This window comes from Nocardioides cynanchi, assembly GCF_008761635.1.
GTDB lineage: Bacteria > Actinomycetota > Actinomycetes > Propionibacteriales > Nocardioidaceae > Nocardioides > Nocardioides cynanchi.
This window is the reverse complement of the sequence record NZ_CP044344.1, coordinates 3676403-3699195: the sequence shown is the minus strand read 5'-3', so window position 1 is coordinate 3699195 and position 22793 is coordinate 3676403. Positions and strand designations below refer to the sequence as shown.

Below are 22793 nucleotides of genomic sequence, written 5' to 3'. Positions count from 1 at the left end.
GTCTCGGCTGCCACCCACGCGGAGAGCAGGGTGGTCTTGCCGAACCCGGGCGGCGCCGAGACCAGCGTCAGCCGCGGCCTCGCCGCCGGGCTCAGACGAGCGTCCAGACGCGGCCGCGGCACCAGGCCCGGGCGGACGGGCGGGACGAAGAGCTTGGTCCGGAGCAAGGGGGTCGGCACGGCCGCTCCCTCCGTCGCCCCAGCGGGCCTCGGTCCGACCCTAGGGCAACCACGACAGCGCCGGTCAGGTCCGGGCGAGCAGGAGGTCCAGGAACTGCTCGGGGCAGGAGACGAACCGGGAGCGCCCGTGGTCGGGCCGAGACTTCTGCGCCGCGATCTCATAGCCTGCGCCCATGGCCACCTTCACGCTCACCTGCATCGGGGACGACCGGCCCGGGCTGGTGTCGGCCGTCGCCGCCACGGTCAAGGCCCACGAGGCGAGCTGGGAGCGCAGCCAGATGGCCCGGCTGGCCGGCAAGTTCGCCGGCATCCTGCTCGTGGAGGTCGCCGAGGATCGGGCGGACGCCCTGGTCGCCGACCTTCAGGCGCTGGAGGACATCGGGCTCCAGGTCACGCTCGCGCGGACCGATCCCCCGGTCGAGCACGAGTCGCAGCGGCTGAGCCTGGAGCTGCTCGGCGCCGACCATCCGGGCATCGTCGCGGAGATCTCGGCTGCCCTGGCCGAGCGCGGCATCGGGATCGAGGAGCTGACCACGGACGTGCGCGAGGCCCCGATGGCCGGGGGCATGCTGTTCGAGGCGCGGGCCGTGCTCCAGTCGCCGCCGGCGACCAGCACCGACGCGCTCCGCACGACGCTCGAGTCCCTCGCCGACGAGCTGATGGTCGAGATCAGGCTGTCCGACGCGCCAGGTGCAGGGTGATGTCGGCGCTGAGCACCACGTCGTCGCCCAGCACCCCGCGGATCCGGCCGAGCACCGTCCTCCGCACCGCCTCCGGCAGCACGAGGTAGGCCGAGATCGTCGACAGGTGGCCGACGTAGTCGTCGGACGACATGGTGAGCCGCCGCGGGATCGTCGTCTGGCGCACGTCGGTGAAGAGGTCCGAGCCGCGCAGCTCGGTGCCCGGCCACTGGAGCGGGCCGTCCGCAGCGGTCCCGTCCGGGGACGGCACGTCGTCGTCCACGTCGTACGCCGCCAGGACGGCGCCGAAGGCTCGAGCCTGCTCATCGTCGGCGAGGTGCACCTGCCCCCCGAACGACGCGAAGACACCGCCGGGCGCCAGCATCCCGGCCACCCTCGGCCACCGGTGAGCCGGATCGGTCCAGTGCAGCGATGCGGCGGCGAAGACCAGGTCGAAGTCGGCGGTGAGCGGCAGGCCCTCGAGCCCCGCGGTCACCGTGACCACCGTGGGCGGCACGTGCCGACGCAGCTCGGTGAGCATCTCCGGGTCGGGGTCGGTCGCGGTGACCGTGATCCCGTGGCGGGCGAAGACCCGGGTGGCCTTGCCGGTGCCGGCCCCGATCTCGAGCGCGGTCCGGACCGGTCGACCCGCATAGGCGACCACCTCGCTGACCACGTCATCCGGGTAGCCGGGCCGGTGACGCTCATAGGCAGCAGCCACCGAGCCGAAGCTGAGGGCCCGCTCGTCGCCCGGGGCGTCGCTCACCCCCACCGCCGAACTCGGTGAGGGACAGGACGTTTCCGTCGGGATCGCTGAACCACGCGATCCGATCCCCGTTCGGAGTGGTCCAGACCCCCTGTGCGTCCTGCTCCATCCCGTCGTAGCGGGCACAGGTGACGCCGCGGGACTCCAGCCCGGAGATCATCGCGGCGATGTCGGCGACTTGCCAGCCGAGCACCGTGTAGCCGGGGCGGGCGACCTCGGCGACGGCGGTGACCCGCAGCATCGTGCCGTGGGCGTCGAAGACACAGGCGTAGTCGTTCTCCTCCACGAGCGGCAGTCCCAGCGTGCCTTCGTAGAAGGACCTGGCGCTCGCCAGATCGGTGGTGGAGGCGAACGCGATCACGTCGGATGTGCCAAGCATGGGGACCTCTCGACCTCGGCGACGGACGGTGGGACCAGTGTGTCGGACGAGGCCCCGGCGACCGGCCCGTGGCGCAATGGGATGATCTGGTTCGACACGACAGGTGAGGGAGGCTCGACCCCGATGCAGATGAAGGTGGAACTGATCCCGCTCCCGGTCTCCGACGTGGACCGGTCGATCTCCTTCTACACCGACCAGCTCGGCTTCGGGAAGGACTTCGACGTCCAGCCCGCTGAGGGCGTCCGGGTAGTCCAGCTGACCCCGGAGGGCTCGGGCTGCTCGGTCGGCTTCGGGACCGGTCTCGACGTGTACGACGGGGTGCCCGGCAGCGTCAGAGGCGTGCACCTGGTGGTGGCAGACCTCGACGCGGCTCGTGTCGAGCTCCTCGGCCGGGGTGTGGAGGTCGGCGAGATCCACGACTTCGGGGGTGGCGTGCGGGGCGCGAACTTCGCCGACCCGGACGGCAACACCTTCGAGCTCCAGGAGATGGCGTGGCGACAGGGCGACCAGTTCTAGGAGGCTGACCCGGACCGCCGCCCCGGCCCGGCGACGGAAAACCCGTGTCGCCCGACCGCGGGCCTGGCCTAACGTCGTACGTCGTGGAGATACGCGAGCTCGACGAGGCGGCCCTGGCCGACGACGCGGTGATGCGCGACTACTACGACCTCACCCGGCGGGCCGAGCTCCACGGCCGGCCGGACGCGCCGTTCTGGACCTTCCAGGAGTTCCTCGGTGCCTACCGGTCACCGGACAGCGGCGAGCGCCAGGACCTGCTGGCTGCCTACGACGGCGACCGCATGGTCGGCAACGCCGTGATGTGGACGTTCCTGCTCGACAACCTCGACAAGGCGGCGCTCCACGTCGACGTCGACGTGCCCGACCGGCGGCGGGGCATCGGCCGGGCCCTGGTCGAGCGCCTCGAGCAGGTCGCCAAGAGCGAGGACCGGTCGCTGATGATGACCGACACGGTCCTGCCGTTCGACGATCGCGAGCAGCACGGACACCGTCGTTTCGCCGAGGCCTGCGGCTACGAGCTGTCCGACTTCGAGGTGATCCGCCACCTGCGGCTTCCCGTGCCCGACGACCGGATCCAGGAGTGGCTCGACGACGCGGCCCCCCACCACCCGTCGTACCGGATCGAGACGTTCGTCGACGGCGTCCCCGACGACCTGGTCGAGTCGTTGTGCGTGCTGCTCGGCCAGCTGTCGGTCGACGCGCCCACCGGACTCGTCGACTTCGAGGAGGAGCGGATCACCCCGGAGCGGTACGCCGAGATGGCGGCAGGCGTGAAGGCCATGGGCCGGGCCCGCTACGAGACCGTGGCGCTGACCCCGGACCGTCAGGTGGTGGCCCAGACGACGCTGGCGATGCCGCTGGGGGAAGGCACCACCGTGTTCCAGTGGGGCACGTTCGTGCACCGCGAGCACCGTGGCCACCGGCTGGGACTGGCCGTCAAGGCGGTCAACCTCCGCGCCGTGCAGGCCGCGCGTCCCGACCTCACCCTGGTGACGACCCAGAACGGTGAGACCAACGACTACATGGTCGCGATCAACCAGCGGATGGGCTTCGAGCCGGTCGAGGTGTCGGCGGAGCTGGTCAAGCACCTCTAGGCACCGCGTCAGGCGGACTCGGCCTTGCGGAGCACCGACGCGAACTGCCGGCCGAGCGCGCGCGAGCCCGCGATCGGGATCAGGGCACCGATCAGCCTGCCCTTGACGGTGCGAGGCACGCGCGTCAGGGTCACCTCGACGTCGGTCCCACCACCGGCCGGGGCGAGCCGGTACCGCCAGCCGCTGCCGGGGCCCCAGAGGTTGGAGTCCAGGGTCTCGATCGCCACCGTGCCGGCGGCAGCGTCCCAGGTGTAGCGCTCCCGCTCCCAGCCCATCGCGGTCCCCTCGGTGACCTCGGCCCAGTCCGGACCCTGGTCGTGCACCTGGAAGTGGGCCGCGTCGATGTTGGGCCACCGGTTGACCCGGTCCGGCCCGAAGTCGGTGAAGAGCGTCAACACCTCGCTGGGCGACAGCGTCGTGTGGACGGTGAAGTGCGTGCTGGGCATGATGCGTCCCTCCTGCAGGACGGCAGCGGCTGGGGCTGACGACGACATCATCCACCGCCGGCGTCGCACCGCAACTCGTGTCCGGCGACGGGCCGCCCCGGTCGACTCAGCGCACCGTCGCGGGACCCATGCCGTTGCGTAGCAGGTTGCCCCGGCCGGTGGGCCAGGGCAGGCACCCGGTGCCGGAGCCGGGCACGGTGTAGACGTCGATGCCGTGGTCGAAGGTGGTCAGCACGATCTCGAGGGTGCCGTTGCCGGTGAGGTCGGCGATCGACGGCGCGGCCGCCACGCCGATGCCGTTGCCGTCCTGTCCCTGGTGGCGCAGCCGGGTGACCGAGAGCTTCGTGCCGTGAGCCGAGAGCACGATCAGGCGTCCGGCGTCGCGGTGCAGCGAGTAGGTGCCGAAGACCAGCTCGGGGGTGCCGTCCCGGTTCAGGTCGGTGGCGACCACCTCGGAGGCGAAGGTCTTCGAACGGCGCGGTGCGTAGCGGGTGCTCCAGAGCCGGTGACCGCCCGGCCCGACGGCGTAGACCTTGCCGCCGGGGAGGGCGGCCACGATCTCGGGCCGGGTGTCGCCGACGAGGTCGACCACGGTCGGGGCCGGGATCCCGGACGGGGGGTACCAGTCGCCGGCGGGCCGGTAGACGGGGTGGTTGGACATCGGCAGGGTCTCGAAGCCGCGGTGCCGGCGCGCCGAGCGGTGCCCGTCGCCGTACGCGCCGTCGAGCGCCATGAACGCGTAGCCCTGGGTGCGGTAGGGGATGTGCCGCTCGACGTTGGGGAGCCCGATCACCTCGTTGCGTCCGTCGCCGTCGAGGTCGGCGACATCGGGTGGCGAGGCGGTCCACTGCAGCCAGGCCTGGCGGTCCGGGCTCGGCCACGCGCCGGTGTGCAGGTGGTAGTGGCGCCGCTCGACGCGGGGATCGGCCCACCGGATGAACTGTCCCCACCCCATCCGCCGGCCGAGGGCGTCGGACTCGGGGTTGGTGAACCATTTCGAGGCCAGGACCGAGGTGCCGTCGTCGTTGAAGGCGTTGATCTGGTGGTTGTCGAAGGTGGTGATGATCTCCAGGGCGGGGTCGTCGTCGATGTTGCCGATCGCGACATTCTCGCCGTACGCCCCGTAGCCGTGGTTGCCCACACCGTTGAAGTGCAGGTCGTTGCCTCGCCCACTCAGGCGGTTGTAGCGGGGCCACGCGGGCCGGTGCCCACCCGACGGCTGGAACAGGTTGCCGTGGGCGTTGAAGACGAAGACCTGCGCGCCGGTGGGGGAGGTGTTGGTCGTCGTGGCCACCACCTCGACGCGGCCGTCGCCGTTCAGGTCGGCCGCCGCCAGCCCCCGCACCTCCGGGGTCTGGCCGCCGCTGCGCACCGACGCGGGCCAGCCGGGCTTCAGGTGGAGACGGCCGTGCCGGAACTCGTACGCCGCCACCGCGCCCGCGCCGCCGACCACGATGTCGGGCACGCCGTCACCCTCGAGATCGGTGACCACGGACGGCGCGTAGACCCGGCCGTCGGTCGCCGTTCCCTTGCTCAGCAGATGGCCGCGGGCGTCGAAGACGAAGGTCGAGTAGAACGGCGCCACGATCTCCAGGCGCCCGTCGCCGTTCAGGTCGGCCAGACCCGGCGAGGAGAACCAGCCGGTCTCCCCCGTCGCGATCCGCCGGACGAACACCGGCCTCCGGACCGGGCTGGTACCGCCCTCGGAGACGCAGGAGGCGCTCACCGACCCGACCGCAGCGGCGGGGGCGGGGGTGAGCGTGTCGCCGGTTCGACGGCCGCCGGCCGCCGTCGCGCCCGGGACGCTCGTCGCCAGCACCAGGCCTCCGAGGCCGACGATGAGGACACGAGACCACCGCATGCCTCGGCACCCTACCCATCGCTCGTCGTTGAATGACTGTTCAAACAGTGGCAGGGTGCTCCTCATGTCGCTGGACTTCACCGCCATCAACCCGGCCGCCGCTCGCGCCGGGGACGCCTCCGCCTCGACCACCGGCGACCTGCCGAGCCGGGCCCAGTACGTCGTCGTCGGTGGCGGGGTGATCGGCACGTCGATCGCCTACCACCTGGCCCTCCTCGGCGCGACCGACGTGGTGCTGCTCGAGCGCAAGCAGCTCACGTCGGGCACCACCTGGCACGCGGCCGGCGAGGTGGTCTCGGGAGGGACGACCGAGGACGCGCTCTGGATGGCGCGCTACTCCGGCGAGCTCTACGCGCGGCTCGAGGAGGAGACGGGACTGTCCACCGGGTTCCGCCGGTGTGGCTACCTCCAGCTGGCCACCACCCCGCGTGCCGACGAGGGCTTCCGCCGCGAGACGGCGTACATGCGCTCGGTCGGGATGGCCAAGGAGGTGCTCTCACCGCGCGAGGTCGCCGAGATGGTGCCGCTGATGCGCACCGACGACGTGATCCACGGCTTCTGGACGCCCGACGAGGGCCGGGCCAACCCGGTCGACGTGACCATGTCGATGGCCAGGGGCGCACGGCAGCGCGGCGTCCGGATCTTCGAGGACACCGAGGTCACCGACTTCGTGCTCGCGGAGAACCGCGGGGCCGCACGGGTCACCGGCGTCCGCACCGGACGCGGCGACATCGAGTGCGAGAAGGTGGTGATCGCGGCCGGGCTGTGGGGCCGGGAGGTGGCGGCCAGGGCCGGCGTGACCGTGCCGCTCCAGGCGGCCGAGCACTACTACCTGCTGACCGAGCCGATCGCCGGGGTCACCCCCGAGTCGGTCCCGGTGATCGAGGACGGCGAGGCTTACGGCTACTACCGCGAGGAGGGGGGCGGCCTCCTGGTCGGGATGTTCGAGCCGGTCGGCAAGGCCTGGGCCCTGGACGGTACGCCGCGCGACAGCGCGTTCGCGGTGCTGCCGCCCGACTGGGACCGGATGGCGCCGTTCCTCGAGGTCGCGATGCGGCGATTCCCGGCGCTCGAGGACGCCGGCATCCGCACGCTGTTCTGCGGTCCGGAGAGCTTCACCGACGACCTCTCGCCGATGCTGGGCGAGTCGCCCGAGGTCGACGGGCTGTACCTCGCCTGCGGCCTGAACTCGGTCGGCATCCTCTCCGGGGGCGGGCTCGGCCACGTGATGGCCCAGTGGCTGATCGAGGAGCACCCACCGATCGACGTCACGTCGGTGGGTGTCGACCGGGCGCACGAGTTCCAGGCGACCCGGCGCTTCCGCGAGGAGCGGACCGTGGAGCGGCTCGGGTTTCTGCTCAACGACCTGGCCTGGCCCAACGCCCAGCCGCGACGGGGTCGCAACGTCCGCCGCTCGCCGTACCATCACCGGCACGTCGAGGACGGCGCCCACTTCGTGGCGACCAGCGGCTGGGAGTATCCCGACTACTTCGCCGGACGGGGTGTGACCCCGACCGTCGAGTGGGGCTTCGCGCGAGGTGAGGCGTTCGAGCGCACCCGAGAGGAGCATCTCCACGCCCGCGACGCGTTCGCGGTCTTCGACCTGTCCCTGATGTCGCACCATCTCGTGCAGGGGCCCGCCGCGATGTCCGTGCTCAACCGGGTCTGTGCCAACCAGGTCGACACCCCGGTCGGACGGGTCGTCTACACCCAGTGGCTCGACGACCGGGGCGGGATCGTCGCCGACGTCACGGTCACCCGGCTGGCCGAGGACGCCTACGTCGTGATCAGCGGTGACACCATCCACCGCCGGGTGCCCGCCTGGATCCGGCGACAGACCCGGGAGGGCGAGTTCCTGACCGTCACCGACGTGACCAGCGGGCACGCGCTGCTGTCCGTGCAGGGGCCGCGCTCGCGCGAGGTCCTGCAGCGGCTCAGCCCGGACGACTTCTCCGACGCCGCCTTCCCCTATCTGACCGCGCGCAAGGTCGAGCTCGGCTACACCCCGTTGTGGGCGCTGCGGGTCACCTATGTCGGCGAGCTCGGCTGGGACCTCCTCGTGCCGACCGAGTTCGGTGCCACGCTCTACGACCAGCTGCGTGAGGTCGGAGCCGACTTCGGCTTCCGGCCCACCGGCGTCGGCGCCCTGGAGACGATGCGGCTGGAGAAGGCCTTCCGCGACATGGGTCACGACATCGACTCCACGGACACACCGCTCGAGGCCGGCCTCGGGTTCGCGGTCTCCTGGGACAAGGAGGGGGGCTTCGTCGGGCGCGAGGCGCTGCTGGAGCAGCGCGACGCCGGCCCACCGAGCCGGCGCCTGGTCAACGTGCTGCTCGACTCCCCCGACCACGACCTGTTCGGCGACGAGCCGGTCTACTGGGACGACCGTCCGGTCGGTCACGTCCGCAGCGGCGGGTTCGGCCACTCCCTGGGCGCCGCGTGCGGCATCGCGGCGCTGGAGCGCGACGAGGCCTTCACCGCCGCCGACCTCGCGGCCGGCTCGTTCGAGATCGACATCGCCGGCACCCGGGTCCCGGCCCGGGTCTCCCTCAAGCCCTTCCTCGACCCGGAGCGCTCGCGCATCCTCCGCTGACGTCGGACGGCCGCGCACCCACGATGTGCCCTACGCTTCCGGCGTGGGCGGATCAGGGGTGGAGCCGGCGCGGGTGGCCGCTCTCAAGGAGCGCGAGGACGCCGCGTTCGTGGCCGCTCGTCCCCGGAGCCGGGCCCTGTGGTCCGCCGCCCAGGACGTGATGCCGAACGGCGTGCCGATGAGCTGGCTGCGCACGTCCTACGACCATCCGCCGCTGTTCGTCGAGTCGGCGACCGGCTCCCGACTGCGCGACGTCGACGGGCACGAGTACGCCGACTTCAACATCGCGGACATGTCGATGTTCACCGGCTACGGCCCGCCGGCGGTCGTCGCCGCGGTCAGCCGCCAGGTCGCCCTCGGCTCGCAGTACCTGCTGCCGACCGAGGACTCGATCTGGGTGGCCGGCGAGCTGGCGCGGCGCTACGGCCTGCCGCTGTGGCAGTTCACGCTGGCGGCGACCAGCGCCAACACCGAGGTGATCCGGATCGCGCGGGCCACGACCGGCCGCGAGAAGGTCCTGTTCTTCGACGGCAAGTACCACGGCCACTTCGACGACGTCCTGGTCGAGCTGGAGGAGGGACGGCTGGTGCCGGAGGAGGCCGGGCTGCCGCACGACGTCACCGCCCGGACGCTCGTCGTACCGTTCAACGACCTCGACGCGCTCGACCAGGCGCTGTCGGGCCACGAGGTGGCGGTGGTGATCATCGAGCCGGCGCTCACCAACAACGTCGGCCTCCTGCTGCCGGACGACGGCTTCCACGAAGGACTCCGTGAGGTGACGCGGCGTACCGGCACGCTGCTGGCGTACGACGAGACCCATACCCAGGTCGTGGGTCCGGGCGGCCTGACCCGGCGCTGGTCGCTCGCGCCGGACTTCGTCACCGTCGGCAAGTCGATCGCGGCGGGGATCCCGCTGGGCGCCTACGGCATGACCCACGAGATGGCGGCGGTCCTCCAGCGCCCCGGGGGGCGGGACGACGACCGGCCACAGGTGGCCGTCGGCGGCACGCTGTTCGGCAACCCGCTGTCCATGGCCGCGGCGCGGGCCGCCATGGGCGCCGTGCTCACCGACGACGCCTACGCCCACAGCCAGCGGCTGGGTGGCCGGCTGGCCGACGGGATCTCCGGCGCCGTGGCCGACGCGGGACTGTCGTGGACGACGCACCGGTTCTGGCCCCGGAGCGGTCTGTCGTTCAGCCCCACGATGCCGCGCACGGCCGCCGAGGCGCTGGCCACCCTCGACGTCCCGCTGCGCAGGCTGATGCGGGTCTACCTGGCCAACCGCGGCGTCTGGGACGCCATCGTTGGTGCCGGGCCGACCTGCTCGGTGGCCGCCACCGACGCGGACGTCGACGCCTACCTCGCCGCGTTCACCGAGCTCCTCGGCGAGCTGGGCTGAGCCGGCTCGGGCCGCAGCGGTCAGGCCCGGGCCAGGTGCTCCCGGGCGACCCGGAGCGTGTCCGCCGGGTCGACGAGCTCGACGATGTCGGGCGGGTGACCGAGCATCTCGATGGCCCGCGGCTGGAGGGCCTCCGGGATCTCCAGCAGGAGCGGGATCTCGAGGATCCGGCAGATCCGGAACAGGTCCTCGAAGACGACGTCGCTCTCCTCGCGGTCCTCACCCTCCGGAGCGATGATCTTGTGCACATAGGCGATCAGCAGGTCGACGCGGTTCTTGTCGTTGATCAGCCGGACGTGGCGACCGTGGTTGTCACGGCCGTTCGAGACCGGGATCGTGTCGTAGCCGTCGCAGACCAGCGCGGTCAGCAGCGTCGAGTCCGTCCCGTCGAAGTACCCGACCTTCTTGCGCGTCATGTCCGCCTCCTCCTACACGACGCCCTGGGCCAGCATGGCCGAGGCGATCTTCTCGAAGCCTGCGATGTTGGCGCCGACGACGTAGTTGCCGGGCTGGTCGTACTCCGCGGCCGCCCGGACACAGCTGCGGTGGATGTCGACCATGATCCCCAGGAGGCGGGCGTCCACCTCGTCGCGGGTCCAGGTGGAGAAGGCCGCGTTCTGCACCATCTCCAACCCGCTGACCGCCACGCCGCCGGCGTTGGCGGCCTTGCCCGGGCCGTAGAGGATCCCGGCGTCGACGAACTGCCGCACGGCGCCGGGCTCGGACGGCATGTTGGCGCCCTCGGCGACGACGACGACACCGTTGGCCAGCAGCGCCTTGGCGTCCTCCTCGTCGAGCTCGTTCTGACAGGCGCAGGGCAGTGCGACCTGCGCACCCTCGACCCCCCAGGGGCGCTGACCGGCGTGGAAGTCGCAGCCGAAGTGCTCGGCGTACTCCGAGATCCGGCCGCGTCGTACCTCCTTGAGGTCGACGATCCACGCCAGCTTCTCCTCGTCGATCCCGCTCGGGTCGTGGACGAAGCCCGAGGAGTCGGACATGGTCAGGACCTTGCCGCCCAGCCGGATCACGTTCTCGGCGGCGTACTGCGCGACGTTCCCGGAGCCCGAGATCAGACAGATCTTGCGGTACATGCTGTCGTCGCGGGTCTTGAGCATCTGGTCAGCGAAGTAGACCAGGCCGTAACCGGTGGCCTCGGGCCGGATCAGGCTGCCGCCCCAGGAGACACCCTTGCCGGTGAGCACCCCCGTGAACTCGTTGCTGAGCCGCTTGTACTGCCCGAAGAGGAAGCCGATCTCCCGACCGCCGACCCCGATGTCCCCGGCGGGGACGTCGGTGTGGGCACCGATGTGGCGGAACAGCTCACTCATGAACGACTGGCAGAAGCGCATCACCTCCCCGTCGCTGCGGCCCTTGGGCTCGAAGTCCGAGCCGCCCTTGCCGCCCCCGAGCGGAAGCGTCGTCAGCGCGTTCTTGAACGCCTGCTCGAAGGCCAGGAACTTCAGCACACTGAGGTCGACGTTGCCGCGGAACCGGAGTCCGCCCTTGTAGGGCCCGATCGCGCTGTTCATCTCGACCCGGTAGCCACGGTTCACCTGGATCTCCCCGTGGTCGTCGACCCACGGCACCCGGAACGAGATCACCCGCTCGGGCTCCACCATCCGGTGCAGGATCCGGGCCTCGGCGTACGCCGGCTTGCGCTCGAGCACCGGCCAGACCGACGGCACCACCTCCGACACCGCCTGGTGGAACTCCGCCTCACCGGGAGTCCGGTCCGTGACCCACTCCAGGAACTCGACCGCCGACTGACGCACGATGGCACCTCCGCCGCACCTGGGTGTCGGCGATCGCCGAGGTCCGACACCGCGGACCACGTCCCACTCGGGACCGCGCCCGCACTGTCCACGCTAGTCCTGTCGGACGTCGCCGGCGGCTCGTCGACCTGTGATCTCGCAGACAGCTGCTCAGAGCAGCTCGTGGCGGTACGGCGGGTCGGCGCCGGGACGCGAGACGGTCACGGCGGCCGCCCGGGCGGCGTGGCGCAGGACCTTGTCGACCTCCGAGGAGCCCAGGCCCGGGAGCCGGCCGCCGACGGCGCCGAGGTCGGACAGGGCGTCGATGACGGCAGCCCCGAAGGTGTCGCCCGCGCCGATCGTGTCGACCACGGGCACCTCGTGGGAGGCGACGTCGACCCGGCCGTCGGGGCCGTACCACGTGGCACCGCCCTGACCCCGGGTCACGACCACCGCGGAGGCACCGAGACCGCGCAGCCGCTCCACCGCGACCTCGACGGTGTCGGCGGGGTACAGCGCGTGGAGGTCCTCGTCGGAGGCCTTGACCAGGTCGGCCAGCGTGACGACCTCCTCAACCGCCTGCACCACCTCGGGGCCGACCCCGGTGACGGCCGGCCGGGTGTTCACGTCGTAGCTGACCAACGCCTGCGGGCGCAGCCGCTCGAGCAGGCGGCGTACGTCGGCAGCGCCGGGCGCCATCACCGCCCCCAGTGAGCAGGTGTGCACCACGAGCGGCCCGACCTCGGGGATCTCGGGCAGCTGCCACTCGATGTCGAAGGTGTACGACGCGCTGCCGTCGGCCGCGATCGTGGCCAACGCCGTCGACGTCCGCGCGAGCCGGTGCGGGTCACCCACCAGGCCGACCGCCGACTGGTTGAGATGACGCGCCAGCATCGCTCCCCGCTCGTCGTCGGCGAACGACGTCGCCAGCTCGACGGGCCGACCGAGCCGGGCCAGCGCGACCGCGACGTTGGCTGCGCTGCCGCCGGGGTACTCGAGGGTGGATCCGTCGGGACGCTGGACGATGTCGACGAGCGACTCGCCCACCACGAGGAAGTCCGTCATGGCCCATGTCTATCGCATGCCGTCGACGGTGACGTCGAGGGCGCACACTGGACCCATGACGACGACCACACAGATCGAGCCCGGCGTCACCGAACGCTGGCGGGGCGCCGTCCCGGTCGGGACCGCCCTCGTCGTCGCCGAGCTGCTGCTCGCACTCCTCTGGTTCCCCTGGGTCGTCGACCACCTGGTCTTCGGCTCGGGCCTGTCCTACGAGGTCCTGCGCCTGCTGATCGTGGGGCCCGAGTACCTCCTCCTCGCCGTCGCCGTCTATGTGGTCGCCCGGCGTCCCGCTCTCCGGCTGCCCGCGGCCGGGCTGGCCCTGCTCGCGGGTCTCGTGGTCTGGGGGTGGTCGATCCTGGCCTCGCACATCGCGCACACCCAGGCGGAGGTCGCGACCCACCGGCACCTGCTCGACACCCTGAGCTGGATCGCCGTGGTCGCGGTGCCGACCCTGGCTGCGCTGGCCTGGGGGGTCGCCCGGCGCCGGGGCGGCCTGTGGCTGCTCGCGGTGCCGGTGGCCCCTGCCCTGCACTGGTGGTTCGAGCGGAGTGACTGGAAGTTCCGGATCCAGATCCACTTCGACTTCCGGGGCAGCGAGGTCGTGGGCATGACGTTCGTGATCATCCCCGTGCTGCTGGCGATCCTGGCGGGCTGGGCGCTGGAGCAGGTGGACCCGTCGGCCTCCCCCACCCCGTGAGCTCCGACGGACGACGAAGGCCCGCCACCTCGCTGAGGTGACGGGCCTTTCGTGGAGGTACGGCGCTACTCGCCGGCGCGGGTGAAGCCCGCGGCCTCGGCGGACTCGACGGTGTCGAACCACACCTCCGCCACGGTCTGCTCGAACCACTGACCATCGGGCTCGTGGAACTTCATGGAGTCCTCGTTGCCCTTGATCGGGAAGCCCTCGGGCGCCGTCGACTCGTCCTCGAGCGGCACGTGCGAGCCGGCGTACTTGCCCGCGAACCCGCCCTCGGTCTCCTCGAAGACCTCGGCGTCGACGCCCTCCACCTCGGTGGCGGGCTCGAGGTCGAGAGCCTCGGCCGATGCCTCGACCGGGTCCTCGACGGTCTCGGACTCCTCGACCGGAGCCTCGTCGGCCGGCTTCTCGGCCTTGGCCGAGGTGGCGGCCTTGGGGGCAGCGGTCTTCCTGGCCGGCTTCGCCGACTTCGGCTCGTAGGCCTCGGTCACCAGCTCGATCACGGCCATGGGGGCGTTGTCGCCCTTGCGGGGCCCGATCTTGGTGATCCGGGTGTACCCACCCGGGCGCTCGGTGAAGGTCGGGGCGATCTCGGTGAACAGCACGTGCACGACCGACTTGTCCCGGACCGTCTTGAGCACCTCACGACGGTTGTGCAGGTCGCCCCGCTTGGCCTTGGTGATCAGCTTCTCGGCGTACGGGCGCAGCACGCGCGCCTTGGCCTCGGTGGTGGTGATCCGCCCGTGCTCGAACAGCTGGGTGGCCAGGTTGGACAGGATCAGCCGCTGGTGGGCCGGGCTGCCGCCGAGGCGGGGACCCTTCTTGGGCTTGGGCATTGCTCTCTCGATTCTCCCCGGCCGTGTCAGGTACCGGAGTAGATGGTGCTCTGGGTGATGTCAGACGGGCTGGCTGACGTCAAGCCGCCTTGCGAGCAAGCTCGCTGCGGCGTTCGCCTCCCGACTCAGTGAACGGCTCCGCCGTTCTCTGAGTCAGTAGGACTCATCCTCGATGAACGCGTCGTCCTCGTCGTCGCCGTACGCAGCCAGGGCCGCGTGCGGGTCGAAGCCGGGCGCGCTGTCCTTGAGGGACAGGCCCATCTCGACCAGCTTGGCCTTGACCTCGTCGATCGACTTGGCGCCGAAGTTGCGGATGTCGAGGAGGTCCTGCTCCGAGCGCGAGATCAGCTCACCCACGGTGTGGATGCCCTCGCGCTTGAGGCAGTTGTAGGACCGGACCGTCAGCTGGAGGTCCTCGACCGGGAGGGCGAGGTCCGCGGCCAGCTGCTCGTCGACGGGCGACGGGCCGATGTCGATGCCCTCCGCCTCGACGTTGAGCTCACGGGCCAGACCGAACAGCTCGACCAGCGTCTTGCCGGCCGAGGCGATCGCATCGCGCGGCTTCATCGACGGCTTGGTCTCGACGTCGATCACGAGCTTGTCGAAGTCGGTGCGCTGCTCGACACGGGTGGCCTCGACCTTGTAGGTCACCTTCAGCACGGGGCTGTAGATCGAGTCGACCGGCATCCGGCCGATCTCGTTGTCGGCACCCTTGTTCTGGACGGCGGAGACGTAGCCGCGGCCACGCTCGACGACCAGCTCCATCTCCAGCTTGCCCTTGTCGGACAGGGTGGCGATCTTCAGCTCGGGGTTGTGCACCTCGACGCCTGCCGGCGGCTGGATGTCACCGGCGGTGACCTCGCCCGCGCCGGACTTGCGCAGGTACATCGTCACCGGCTCGTCGTGCTCGGAGGAGACGACGAGGCCCTTGAGGTTGAGGATCACCTCGGTGACGTCCTCCTTGACACCCTCGATGGTCGAGAACTCGTGGAGGACGGTGTCCACCTTGATGCTCGTGACCGATGCGCCCGGGATGGACGACAGGAGGGTACGACGCAGGGAGTTGCCGAGCGTGTAGCCGAAACCCGGCTCCAGGGGCTCGATGACGAAACGTGAACGGAAGTCGCCGACGGACTCTTCCGACAGGGTCGGACGCTGTGCGATGAGCACTTGTTCTTTCCTTTCCGAGCCCCCCCGCTATTTGACGGGCTCGAACTCCATGTGGTGGTCGTGCGAACGGTGCCGGCGGAGCCGGCGTGGTGGTGCCTACTTCTTGGAGTAGTACTCGACGATCAGCTGCTCCTGGACGGGGAGGTCGATCTGGGCCCGGACCGGCAGCTGGTGGACCAGGATGCGCATCCGGGTCGGGATCGCCTCGAGCCACGCCGGGACGATCCGCTCGCCGTGGGTCTCGCGCGCCACGATGAACGGCGTCATCTCCAGCGACTTCTCGCGCACGTCGATGATGTCGTACTGGCTGACCTGGAACGACGGGATGTCGACCTTGCGACCGTTGACCCGGAAGTGCCCGTGGTTGACCAGCTGACGCGCGTGACGGCGCGTGCGGGCGAACCCGGCACGGTAGATCACGTTGTCGAGACGGCACTCGAGCAGCTGCAGCAGGTTGTCACCGGTCTTGCCCTGCCGACGCGAGGCCTCGGTGTAGTAGTTGTGGAACTGCTTCTCCAGCACGCCGTAGGTGAAGCGGGCCTTCTGCTTCTCGCGCAGCTGGAGGAGGTACTCGCTCTCCTTGATCCGCCCGCGGCCGTGCTGGCCGGGCGGGTAGGGGCGACGCTCGTACGCCGAGTCGCCGCCGACGAGGTCGACACCGAGACGGCGCGACTTCTTGGTCATGGGGCCGGTGTAACGGGCCATGTCAGTCTCTCTTTCTCAGGTCTCGGGGTCAGACGCGCCGGCGCTTGGGCGGGCGGCAACCGTTGTGGGGAGTGGGCGTGACGTCCTGGATGGTGCCGACCTCGAGGCCGATCGCACCGAGCGAGCGGATCGCGGTCTCGCGGCCCGAGCCCGGGCCCTTCACGAAGACGTCGATCTTCTTCATGCCGTGGTCCATCGCCCGGCGACCCGCGGCCTCGGCGGCCATCTGGGCGGCGAACGGGGTGGACTTGCGCGAGCCCTTGAAGCCGACGGTGCCGGCCGAGGCCCACGAGATCACCGCGCCCGTGGGGTCGGTGATGGTGACGATGGTGTTGTTGAACGTGCTCTTGATGTGGGCTTCGCCCTGAGCGATGTTCTTCTTCTCCTTGCGACGCACCTTCTTGGCGCCGGCCTGACGGCTCTTGGGAGGCATGCAGTACTCCTAAACGGAAGCGGGACGAGAGATCGGGTGTGCTCGGTGGTCGAGCGAAGCGGCTCGGTGGTCGAGCGAAGCGGCTCGGTGGTCGAGCGAAGCGGCTCGGTGGTCGAGCGGAGTCGAGACCGTCACTTGGCCTTCTTCTTGCCGGCCACGGTGCGCTTGGGACCCTTGCGGGTGCGGGCGTTGGTCTTGGTGCGCTGGCCACGGACAGGGAGACCCTGGCGGTGGCGGCGACCCTGGTAGCTGCCGATCTCGATCTTGCGACGGATGTCCGCCTGGACCTCACGGCGGAGGTCACCCTCGATCTTGATCTCGTCGTTGCCCTCGATGGCGTCGCGGAGCTTGACCAGCTCCTCGTCGCCGAGCTGGTGGACGCGGAGGTCGGGGTTGACCCCGGTCACGCTCAAGAGCTGCTGGGCGCGGGTACGGCCGATGCCGTAGATGTAGGTGAGTGCGATCTCGATCCGCTTGTCACGCGGGAGATCCACACCAACGAGGCGTGCCATCAGATGGCCCTTTCTTGGAGGGGAGCTGGTCCCCTCGGGATTGCACAGTGGTTTCGGTCGTGTCGCGTCCTGGCGCCTTCCCGACGGGAGTCGGGACCAGGCTCCGGCCACTGCTCCGGAGGTGATTCGCTGGTGCTCGACGGTCGAGCCTGTCGAGACCAGCTAGCGATCACGTTTGTGGTGGTGATTCAGTTGTCTCGGGTGAGTCATTCCTGACATCGACTCACGGTGTTCGATGTGTCAGGCCTTGCGGGGCTCACCCTCCGGCACACCTCGCTGCGCTCGGCGTACCTCCGGGCTCACTCCTCAGCCCTGACGTTGCTTGTGACGCGGGTTCTCGCAGATCACCATGACGCGGCCGTGGCGACGGATCACCTTGCACTTGTCACAGATGCGCTTCACGCTCGGGTTGACCTTCATGTCAGCCCTTTCTTGCTCGGGTCGGCTGGGACTTACTTGTAGCGGTAGACGATCCGACCCCGGGTGAGGTCGTAGGGAGACAGCTCCACCACCACGCGGTCCTCGGGAGGATCCGGATGTAGTGCTGGCGCATCTTGCCGCTGATGTGGGCCAGGACCTTGTGACCGTTGCTCAGCTCGACCCGGAACATGGCGTTCGGGAGAGCTTCGACGACGGTGCCCTCGATCTCGATCACACCTTCTTTTTTCGGCATATCTCCACTTCGGTTGGATCTCTGGTTGGTCAGGTCGTCGTACCGTCGGCCCGGGAACCTCCGCCTCACAGGTGAGCCGGTGGACCTCTTGGCGCCGCTCGCAGCAGCCTCTTCCCGGGCGCACACACGCCCAGCGAACGCTGGTCGTGAGGTGGTCCGGGCAGCCGCGAGGCACCGCGAAACAGACCCAAGTTGGGCCGACACGCAAGTTTAGGACGCACATGGTCACAACCCCTAATCGGAGTGAACCGTGCGAAAGGGCGTCGCGACCGGCTCAGCCGGGCGGGTAGGTGTCGTGCTCCGCGTAGTAGATCACGGCCCGGACAGCCTCCGTCGTGGAGGGCGTCCGACCCCCGTGCCAGGCACCCCAGGTCTGCACGACCTCCTGGGCCATCGAGACCTCCAGGAGGTAGGTCATCCCGGCCTCGACGGCTTCCTTCGACTCGTGGTCCTCGACCGCGCAGGCCGCGTCGGAGCCTGCGCTCCACGGTCGGGCCGCGAACAACGTGCCGTCGTCGTCCAGCTCGTCGAGCCTGCGAATCAGCTCGGACAGGGACGGCATGGGCTCCTCGTTTCGTCGTGGTACCGGAAGGTACGCAGGCAGTATGTCCCGTCGAGGGGGATTCGTGCCTCCGCTAACGTGGCCGGTGACCCGAAGGAGCACGAGTGCCCGACCACGATGCGGCCCGTCTGGCCGTCCTGATCGACGCCGACAACACCTCCGCCAGTCAGGCCGCGGCCATCCTCGAGGAGCTCGCACGTTACGGCATCCCGACGGTGAAGCGCGCCTACGGTGACTGGACCACCCAGAACCTCGTCCGCTGGAAGGACGAGCTCCACCGGCACGCCATCCAGCCGGTGCAGCAGTTCGCCTACACGACCGGGAAGAACTCCACCGACTCCGCGCTGATCATCGACGCGATGGACCTGCTGTACTCCGGCAACCTCGACGCCTTCGCGATCGTGTCGAGCGACTCGGACTTCACCCGGCTCGCCACCCGGATCCGCGAGTCCGGCAAGACGGTCTACGGCATGGGGCGACGCCGTACCCCGGCCTCCCTGGTCGCCGCGTGTGACCGGTTCATCTACCTGGAGGTGCTCGGCCAGGCCGACGACTCACCGGCAGGCGACCCCGACGCGACCGACGAGCCGCCGCTGCCCGACCTGCGCCGGATCCTCACGTCGGCCGTCGAGTCCACGTCCCAGGACGACGGGTGGTCGGGGCTGTCCGCGATGGGCAACTACCTCAACAACACCCACGCGTCGTTCGACCCTCGCAACTACGGTTTCTCCAAGCTGAGCACGCTGGCCCGGGCGCAGGACTACCTCGAGGTCAAGCAGGCCGACGGGCAGGCGCCCCGGGTACGGGTCAAGCCGGAGCCGGTCAAGGCCGCCGCCAGGACGGCGACGAAGGCCGCCGCGAAGACCGCCACGACGACGTCGACCAGCCGGCGTGCCCGCACGACGACCCGGAAGACCCCCACCAAGACGACCTGAGGGCGCGGCGTCGCCCCCAGGGGGCCGAGTCAGACGCGGCGGAAGGTGCGCACGGCGAGCGCCGCCCGGATCCGGCGGCCACGGTCGGCCGAAGCGCTCATCGCCCGACGTTCGGCGTCGACGGCGCGCCAGAAGGCCTCGGCCGCCTCGGCGGCCGGTGAGGCGGGACCGAAGACGTGGCGGTCTGCGGTGCGGGCCAGGCCCGGCGCGGCTGCGCGGCTGGCCGGATCGGCGAACCAGCCCGCCTGCTCGCGCCGGGTCACCATCCCCACCGGGATCGGCTGGCCGAGGTCGCGGGCGTGGTCGACCAGCTCGTGCCAACCTCCGACGAAGCGGGACGAGATGCGCGGCGCCGTACGGCGTCGGCGGCGGCGCAGCAGCTTGGCACCCAGGATGCCGCCCACGACCGCGGCGACCAGCAGCACCGGAACTCCGACGTAGGTCACCACCCGGCCGACCCAGGCCGCGGCACGTGAGGTGGTGGGCGGCGGCGTGGTCGTCGTGTGCCTGCTCTTCTGGGCCCGCATGTCGGTGTCGGACTGGTCGCCGGCCGAGGAGGGCGGCGGGATCGGCTGCGGCGGGGGTACGACGGCTCCGGTCATCTGCTGCTGCGACTGCGGAGGCAGGGTGGCGGGCTTGTCGTGGTCCATGAACGCCGAGGTCGGCAGGGTGCGCCACGAGCCGTCCCCGACGCGGACCTCGACCCACGCGTGCACGTCGGCACCGGTGACCACGCCACCGGCCGGCACCACGGCACCGAACACGACGCGGGCCGGCACCCCGACCTGGTTGGCCAGGAGGGACATCCAGGCGGCGTACTGCTCGTCGTCGCCGACGATGCCCCGCGAGTTGACGCCGCCCTGGTCGTCGGCGAGCCGGAACTCGTTGTGTCCCGCGTGGTAGACCCGCTCGGCGCGGGTGACACCGTCGGAGAACTTCCCGTCGTTCTTCAGGTGTCTCGCGATGGCGAACAGCTGCTGCATCGGTGCGCTGGCGCCTTGGGCCCACTTGGCCGCGAGCGTGTCCAGGAACGCGCCGTCCACCGCGGTCTCGACCAGGGGCGCGCCGGGGACGTCACGGGCGCTGAGCCTCTGGTCGGGCAGCACGGCGGAGTAGCTCCAGGAGTTCCCGGGCACCAGCCCCGACGGCACCACCCCGGTCGAGGTCGCCAGGTTGTAGCGGAACGTCTCGGCCATCGCGCCGGTGTCGCCCGACTCGAAGCGCAGGTGCTGAAGCGCCCCGGCGACCGGCAGCCACACCCCGGAGTAGCCGGGACCGAGGGTGACGGTGCCCTGCACCGGGGTGCCGGCGACCGGGTCGTCGATCGACGAGGACACCCGCTGGAACGTGTCGTCGACCGGCCCGGGCTCGGAGCCGTTCGAGGCGCCGTAGACGACGCCGTCGTAGTGGTCCAGCGTGGCGATCCGGACCCGGGTCCCGGCCGGCACCCCCGTGATCGTGAACAGGGTCTGGTCGTGGAGGTTCTGCGGGTCGTGGGACCGGGCCGGCTCCGGGACGTAGCGCCGGTACGACGCCAGCGGGGAGGGGTACTGCCCGATGTCGAACGGCGGGCTGACGTAGGTGCGCAGCACGGTGCGTCCCGAGTCGCCACCGGCGGCCCAGGTGCCGACCGGGAGCGCGAGCAGCGCGGCCGCGGCGAGCAGCGCGCCACCCGTCGTCGTACGACGCAGCCGTGAGGCGGTGTCGCGGACGGCGCCGCCCGAGCGGTCGTGGCGCACAACCAGCCAGACCAGGGCCAGCACCGCGAAGCCGACTCCCTGGAGCCACAGTGACTGGGGACGGTGCACGCCGAGCAGGATCACCAGCGCGAGCAGCACCAGGGGCGAGAGCAACGGCAGCGCGGCGCCCACCCGGGCCGGCCCCGGCTCGACCCCCGCCAGCAACATTCCGGCCAGCCCCCCGGCGAGGCCCAGGATGAACGGCAGCGCGAGCAGTGGGCCGCTCGCGTCCAGCGGCGGCAGGGTGGTCAGCAGGTCCTTCCAGCCGAACACCGCCTCGTGGGTCAGCAGGCGGGCGCTGGTGGGACCGGGCAACGACGCCGACGTGCCCTCGCCGCGCAGGCACGCCGGGCCGCCGGCCAGGTAGTACAGCGCCAGGGTCAGGAGCACCGCGGTGATCGACGGCCACGCCAGGGCGCGCACCAGCAGGAGGGCGCCCGCGGAGAGCACCGCACCGGCCAGGCCGACCACGAGGAAGCCCCATCCCTGATAGGTCGGGGCCAGCCCGGCCAGCGTGACCAGGAGGAGGGCGAGGAGCAGGCCGAGGTCGACCCGGGTCCGACGGTCGTGAGTGACCGCGTGGCTGGCCGGGCTCATCGCACGCTCCACTGGAGCAGGGCGGGAGCGTCGTCCTTCGTGGCCAGGCGCAGCACCGGCAGCCCGGCCGCCTCGGTGACCGTCGGCGCCGCGTCGGGGTCGACCACCAGCGCGAACCGGCGTACCTCCGGCGGGAAGGCGGCGGCCGCGCGCTGGAGGTCCGCGAACGGCGCCAGGGCCCCGCTCAGCAGGAACAGGACGCTGGTGTCCGGCGCCGCGGTGGCCGCCCGCTGCGCGGCCCGGACCAGGCCGACGTCACCGGTCTCCGCCCGGCACAGGGCGTCGAGCGCGAGGTGGCCGCTGACGCCGGTGGCGGCCCGCCGGCCACAGACGAACGAGACGTCGAGCTCGTCGAGGATCGAACGCCGGATGATCGACGCCGCCACCGACATCGCGGTCTCGAAGTCCTCGGTCGTCGTCCACCCGCCCGGGTCGTCGTCGACGACGACGGTGGCGTGGCTGCGTCGGGTGTCGAGGTATTGACGCACGAGCAGCGCGGTGTCGCCCGACGCGGCCATCGCCTTGGCCGACGAGCGCCAGTGCACATGGCGCAGGTCGTCGCCGGGTGAGTACTCGCGCAGCGCGTGGAAGGCGAGGTCGCTCTGCGAGAGGGCGTCGGTGGAGACGCCCTCGAGGTCGCGGAGCAGACCGGCGCCGAGCGCCTCGAGGCCCACCATCGGCGGGCGCACCATGATCTCGGTGACCCCGGTCCAGCGGATGTCGACCGAGGAGAGCCCGAGCGGGTCGCCGCGGCGGGTCAGCACCGGCCCGACCGGGATCACCCCGCGCCGCTCGGTGCGGATCGTGAGGTTCTCCTCCGTCGAGTCGCCTCGCCGCCCGGCCGCCCCGAGCGCTGGTACGGCGTACCGGTGCAGCAGCGGGCCGACCGCGACCTCCAGCAGGGTCGGGAGCATCCGCCGCGGAGCGAGGTTGGTGACCGTGACGCTCGCTGCGACCGACTCCCCCGCGGTGACCCGCTCGGGCTGGAGGCGCAGGTCGACGCGGACCGAGGTCCGGCCGACCAGGAACGGCAGCGCGAGCAACATCAGCAGGAGGCAGGCCGCCGACAGCACCGCCACCTCGCGCCAGTGCGCGACACCCGCCACCACCGCCAGCAGCAGGCCGAGGGCGACGACGACCCGGCCCAGAGGATTGACCACCCCCCAGGCCCCACGCGCGCGGTCGGTCGGGCTCATCGGGAG

General features: G+C 71.0%; 23 protein-coding genes and 1 pseudogene. 7 read left to right on the top strand and 17 right to left on the bottom strand.

Features of this window, described 5'->3' with window-relative positions; translation table 11 throughout:
* Positions 1 to 352: 352 nt before the first annotated feature.
* Positions 353 to 880, top strand: coding sequence for a glycine cleavage system transcriptional repressor (locus tag E3N83_RS20275; protein ID WP_151084498.1), 528 nt, complete (start codon positions 353 to 355; stop codon positions 878 to 880).
* On the opposite strand, the gene E3N83_RS17955 is transcribed toward E3N83_RS20275, so the two are convergent.
* Together E3N83_RS17955 and E3N83_RS17950 are read right to left on the bottom strand one after the other, a co-directional pair.
* A complete protein-coding gene (locus E3N83_RS17955; protein WP_151084497.1) occupies positions 849 to 1625 on the bottom strand; it encodes a class I SAM-dependent methyltransferase in 777 nt (258 codons plus the stop codon). The genes E3N83_RS20275 and E3N83_RS17955 overlap by 32 nt on opposite strands.
* A complete protein-coding gene (locus tag E3N83_RS17950; RefSeq protein ID WP_151084496.1) occupies positions 1564 to 2004 on the bottom strand; it encodes a VOC family protein in 441 nt (146 codons plus the stop codon). The genes E3N83_RS17955 and E3N83_RS17950 overlap by 62 nt, the downstream gene beginning before the upstream one ends.
* Positions 2005 to 2127: 123 nt before the next feature.
* Between E3N83_RS17950 and E3N83_RS17945 the strand changes: the two genes are divergently transcribed.
* Both E3N83_RS17945 and E3N83_RS17940 read left to right on the top strand, forming a co-directional pair.
* Positions 2128 to 2520, top strand: coding sequence for a VOC family protein (locus E3N83_RS17945; RefSeq protein ID WP_151084495.1), 393 nt, complete (start codon positions 2128 to 2130; stop codon positions 2518 to 2520).
* An 83-nt stretch (positions 2521 to 2603) separates the two neighbouring features.
* On the top strand, positions 2604 to 3614 hold the full coding sequence (locus E3N83_RS17940) for a GNAT family N-acetyltransferase (protein ID WP_151084494.1): 1011 nt from the start codon (positions 2604 to 2606) through the stop codon (positions 3612 to 3614).
* 8 nt (positions 3615 to 3622) lie between these two features.
* Here E3N83_RS17940 and E3N83_RS17935 read toward each other — a convergent pair whose 3' ends face one another.
* Complete coding sequence (locus tag E3N83_RS17935) at positions 3623 to 4060, bottom strand: SRPBCC family protein (protein ID WP_151084493.1); 438 nt, start codon at positions 4058 to 4060, stop codon at positions 3623 to 3625.
* 106 nt (positions 4061 to 4166) lie between these two features.
* A complete protein-coding gene (locus E3N83_RS17930; protein ID WP_191907857.1) occupies positions 4167 to 5921 on the bottom strand; it encodes an FG-GAP-like repeat-containing protein in 1755 nt (584 codons plus the stop codon).
* A gap of 64 nt (positions 5922 to 5985) precedes the next feature.
* Here E3N83_RS17930 and E3N83_RS17925 point away from each other — a divergent pair, with 64 nt between their 5' ends.
* Positions 5986 to 8517: an FAD-dependent oxidoreductase gene (locus tag E3N83_RS17925; RefSeq protein ID WP_191907856.1), complete on the top strand. Its 2532-nt coding sequence runs from the start codon at positions 5986 to 5988 to the stop codon at positions 8515 to 8517.
* A gap of 43 nt (positions 8518 to 8560) precedes the next feature.
* Positions 8561 to 9916: a transaminase gene (locus E3N83_RS17920; RefSeq protein WP_191907855.1), complete on the top strand. Its 1356-nt coding sequence runs from the start codon at positions 8561 to 8563 to the stop codon at positions 9914 to 9916.
* A 20-nt stretch (positions 9917 to 9936) separates the two neighbouring features.
* On the opposite strand, the gene E3N83_RS17915 is transcribed toward E3N83_RS17920, so the two are convergent.
* The 3 genes from E3N83_RS17915 to E3N83_RS17905 form a co-directional block, all read right to left on the bottom strand.
* Positions 9937 to 10332, bottom strand: a complete 396-nt coding sequence (locus E3N83_RS17915) for a hypothetical protein (RefSeq protein ID WP_151084489.1) — start codon at positions 10330 to 10332, stop codon at positions 9937 to 9939.
* Between the two features lie 12 nt (positions 10333 to 10344).
* Positions 10345 to 11688 carry an NADP-specific glutamate dehydrogenase gene (gene gdhA, locus E3N83_RS17910; RefSeq protein ID WP_151084488.1) on the bottom strand — a complete coding sequence of 448 codons (1344 nt, stop codon included), beginning with the start codon at positions 11686 to 11688 and terminating at the stop codon, positions 10345 to 10347.
* Positions 11689 to 11838: 150 nt separating this feature from the next.
* Positions 11839 to 12732 (bottom strand): carbohydrate kinase family protein, encoded by an 894-nt coding sequence (locus tag E3N83_RS17905; protein WP_151084487.1) that lies wholly within the window; start codon positions 12730 to 12732, stop codon positions 11839 to 11841.
* Between the two features lie 55 nt (positions 12733 to 12787).
* Between E3N83_RS17905 and E3N83_RS17900 the strand changes: the two genes are divergently transcribed.
* Positions 12788 to 13429, top strand: coding sequence for a hypothetical protein (locus E3N83_RS17900; RefSeq protein ID WP_151084486.1), 642 nt, complete (start codon positions 12788 to 12790; stop codon positions 13427 to 13429).
* Between the two features lie 65 nt (positions 13430 to 13494).
* Here the strand turns inward: E3N83_RS17900 and rplQ are convergent, their stop codons facing one another.
* The 8 genes and pseudogenes from rplQ to E3N83_RS17860 form a co-directional block, all read right to left on the bottom strand.
* A complete protein-coding gene (rplQ, locus tag E3N83_RS20310; protein ID WP_151084485.1) occupies positions 13495 to 14265 on the bottom strand; it encodes a 50S ribosomal protein L17, sunset domain variant in 771 nt (256 codons plus the stop codon).
* Positions 14266 to 14418: 153 nt separating this feature from the next.
* Positions 14419 to 15435: a DNA-directed RNA polymerase subunit alpha gene (locus tag E3N83_RS17890; protein ID WP_151084484.1), complete on the bottom strand. Its 1017-nt coding sequence runs from the start codon at positions 15433 to 15435 to the stop codon at positions 14419 to 14421.
* A gap of 96 nt (positions 15436 to 15531) precedes the next feature.
* Positions 15532 to 16140 (bottom strand): 30S ribosomal protein S4, encoded by a 609-nt coding sequence (gene rpsD / locus E3N83_RS17885; RefSeq protein ID WP_151084483.1) that lies wholly within the window; start codon positions 16138 to 16140, stop codon positions 15532 to 15534.
* A gap of 28 nt (positions 16141 to 16168) precedes the next feature.
* Positions 16169 to 16573, bottom strand: coding sequence for a 30S ribosomal protein S11 (gene rpsK, locus E3N83_RS17880; protein ID WP_151084482.1), 405 nt, complete (start codon positions 16571 to 16573; stop codon positions 16169 to 16171).
* A gap of 131 nt (positions 16574 to 16704) precedes the next feature.
* Positions 16705 to 17085, bottom strand: coding sequence for a 30S ribosomal protein S13 (gene rpsM / locus E3N83_RS17875; RefSeq protein ID WP_151084481.1), 381 nt, complete (start codon positions 17083 to 17085; stop codon positions 16705 to 16707).
* Positions 17086 to 17391: 306 nt separating this feature from the next.
* Positions 17392 to 17505 carry a 50S ribosomal protein L36 gene (rpmJ, locus tag E3N83_RS17870; protein ID WP_056734976.1) on the bottom strand — a complete coding sequence of 38 codons (114 nt, stop codon included), beginning with the start codon at positions 17503 to 17505 and terminating at the stop codon, positions 17392 to 17394.
* Positions 17506 to 17537: 32 nt separating this feature from the next.
* Positions 17538 to 17758, bottom strand: a pseudogene (infA, locus tag E3N83_RS17865) (translation initiation factor IF-1).
* A 274-nt stretch (positions 17759 to 18032) separates the two neighbouring features.
* Positions 18033 to 18320 carry a DUF7716 domain-containing protein gene (locus E3N83_RS17860; RefSeq protein WP_151084480.1) on the bottom strand — a complete coding sequence of 96 codons (288 nt, stop codon included), beginning with the start codon at positions 18318 to 18320 and terminating at the stop codon, positions 18033 to 18035.
* Positions 18321 to 18424: 104 nt separating this feature from the next.
* Here E3N83_RS17860 and E3N83_RS17855 point away from each other — a divergent pair, with 104 nt between their 5' ends.
* Complete coding sequence (locus E3N83_RS17855; RefSeq protein ID WP_151084479.1) at positions 18425 to 19255, top strand: NYN domain-containing protein; 831 nt, start codon at positions 18425 to 18427, stop codon at positions 19253 to 19255.
* Between the two features lie 29 nt (positions 19256 to 19284).
* Here E3N83_RS17855 and E3N83_RS17850 read toward each other — a convergent pair whose 3' ends face one another.
* Both E3N83_RS17850 and E3N83_RS17845 read right to left on the bottom strand, forming a co-directional pair.
* Positions 19285 to 21591: a transglutaminase-like domain-containing protein gene (locus E3N83_RS17850; protein ID WP_151084478.1), complete on the bottom strand. Its 2307-nt coding sequence runs from the start codon at positions 21589 to 21591 to the stop codon at positions 19285 to 19287.
* Positions 21588 to 22787: a DUF58 domain-containing protein gene (locus E3N83_RS17845; RefSeq protein ID WP_151084477.1), complete on the bottom strand. Its 1200-nt coding sequence runs from the start codon at positions 22785 to 22787 to the stop codon at positions 21588 to 21590. Before E3N83_RS17845 ends, E3N83_RS17850 begins: the two co-directional genes overlap by 4 nt.
* Positions 22788 to 22793 lie beyond the last annotated feature (6 nt).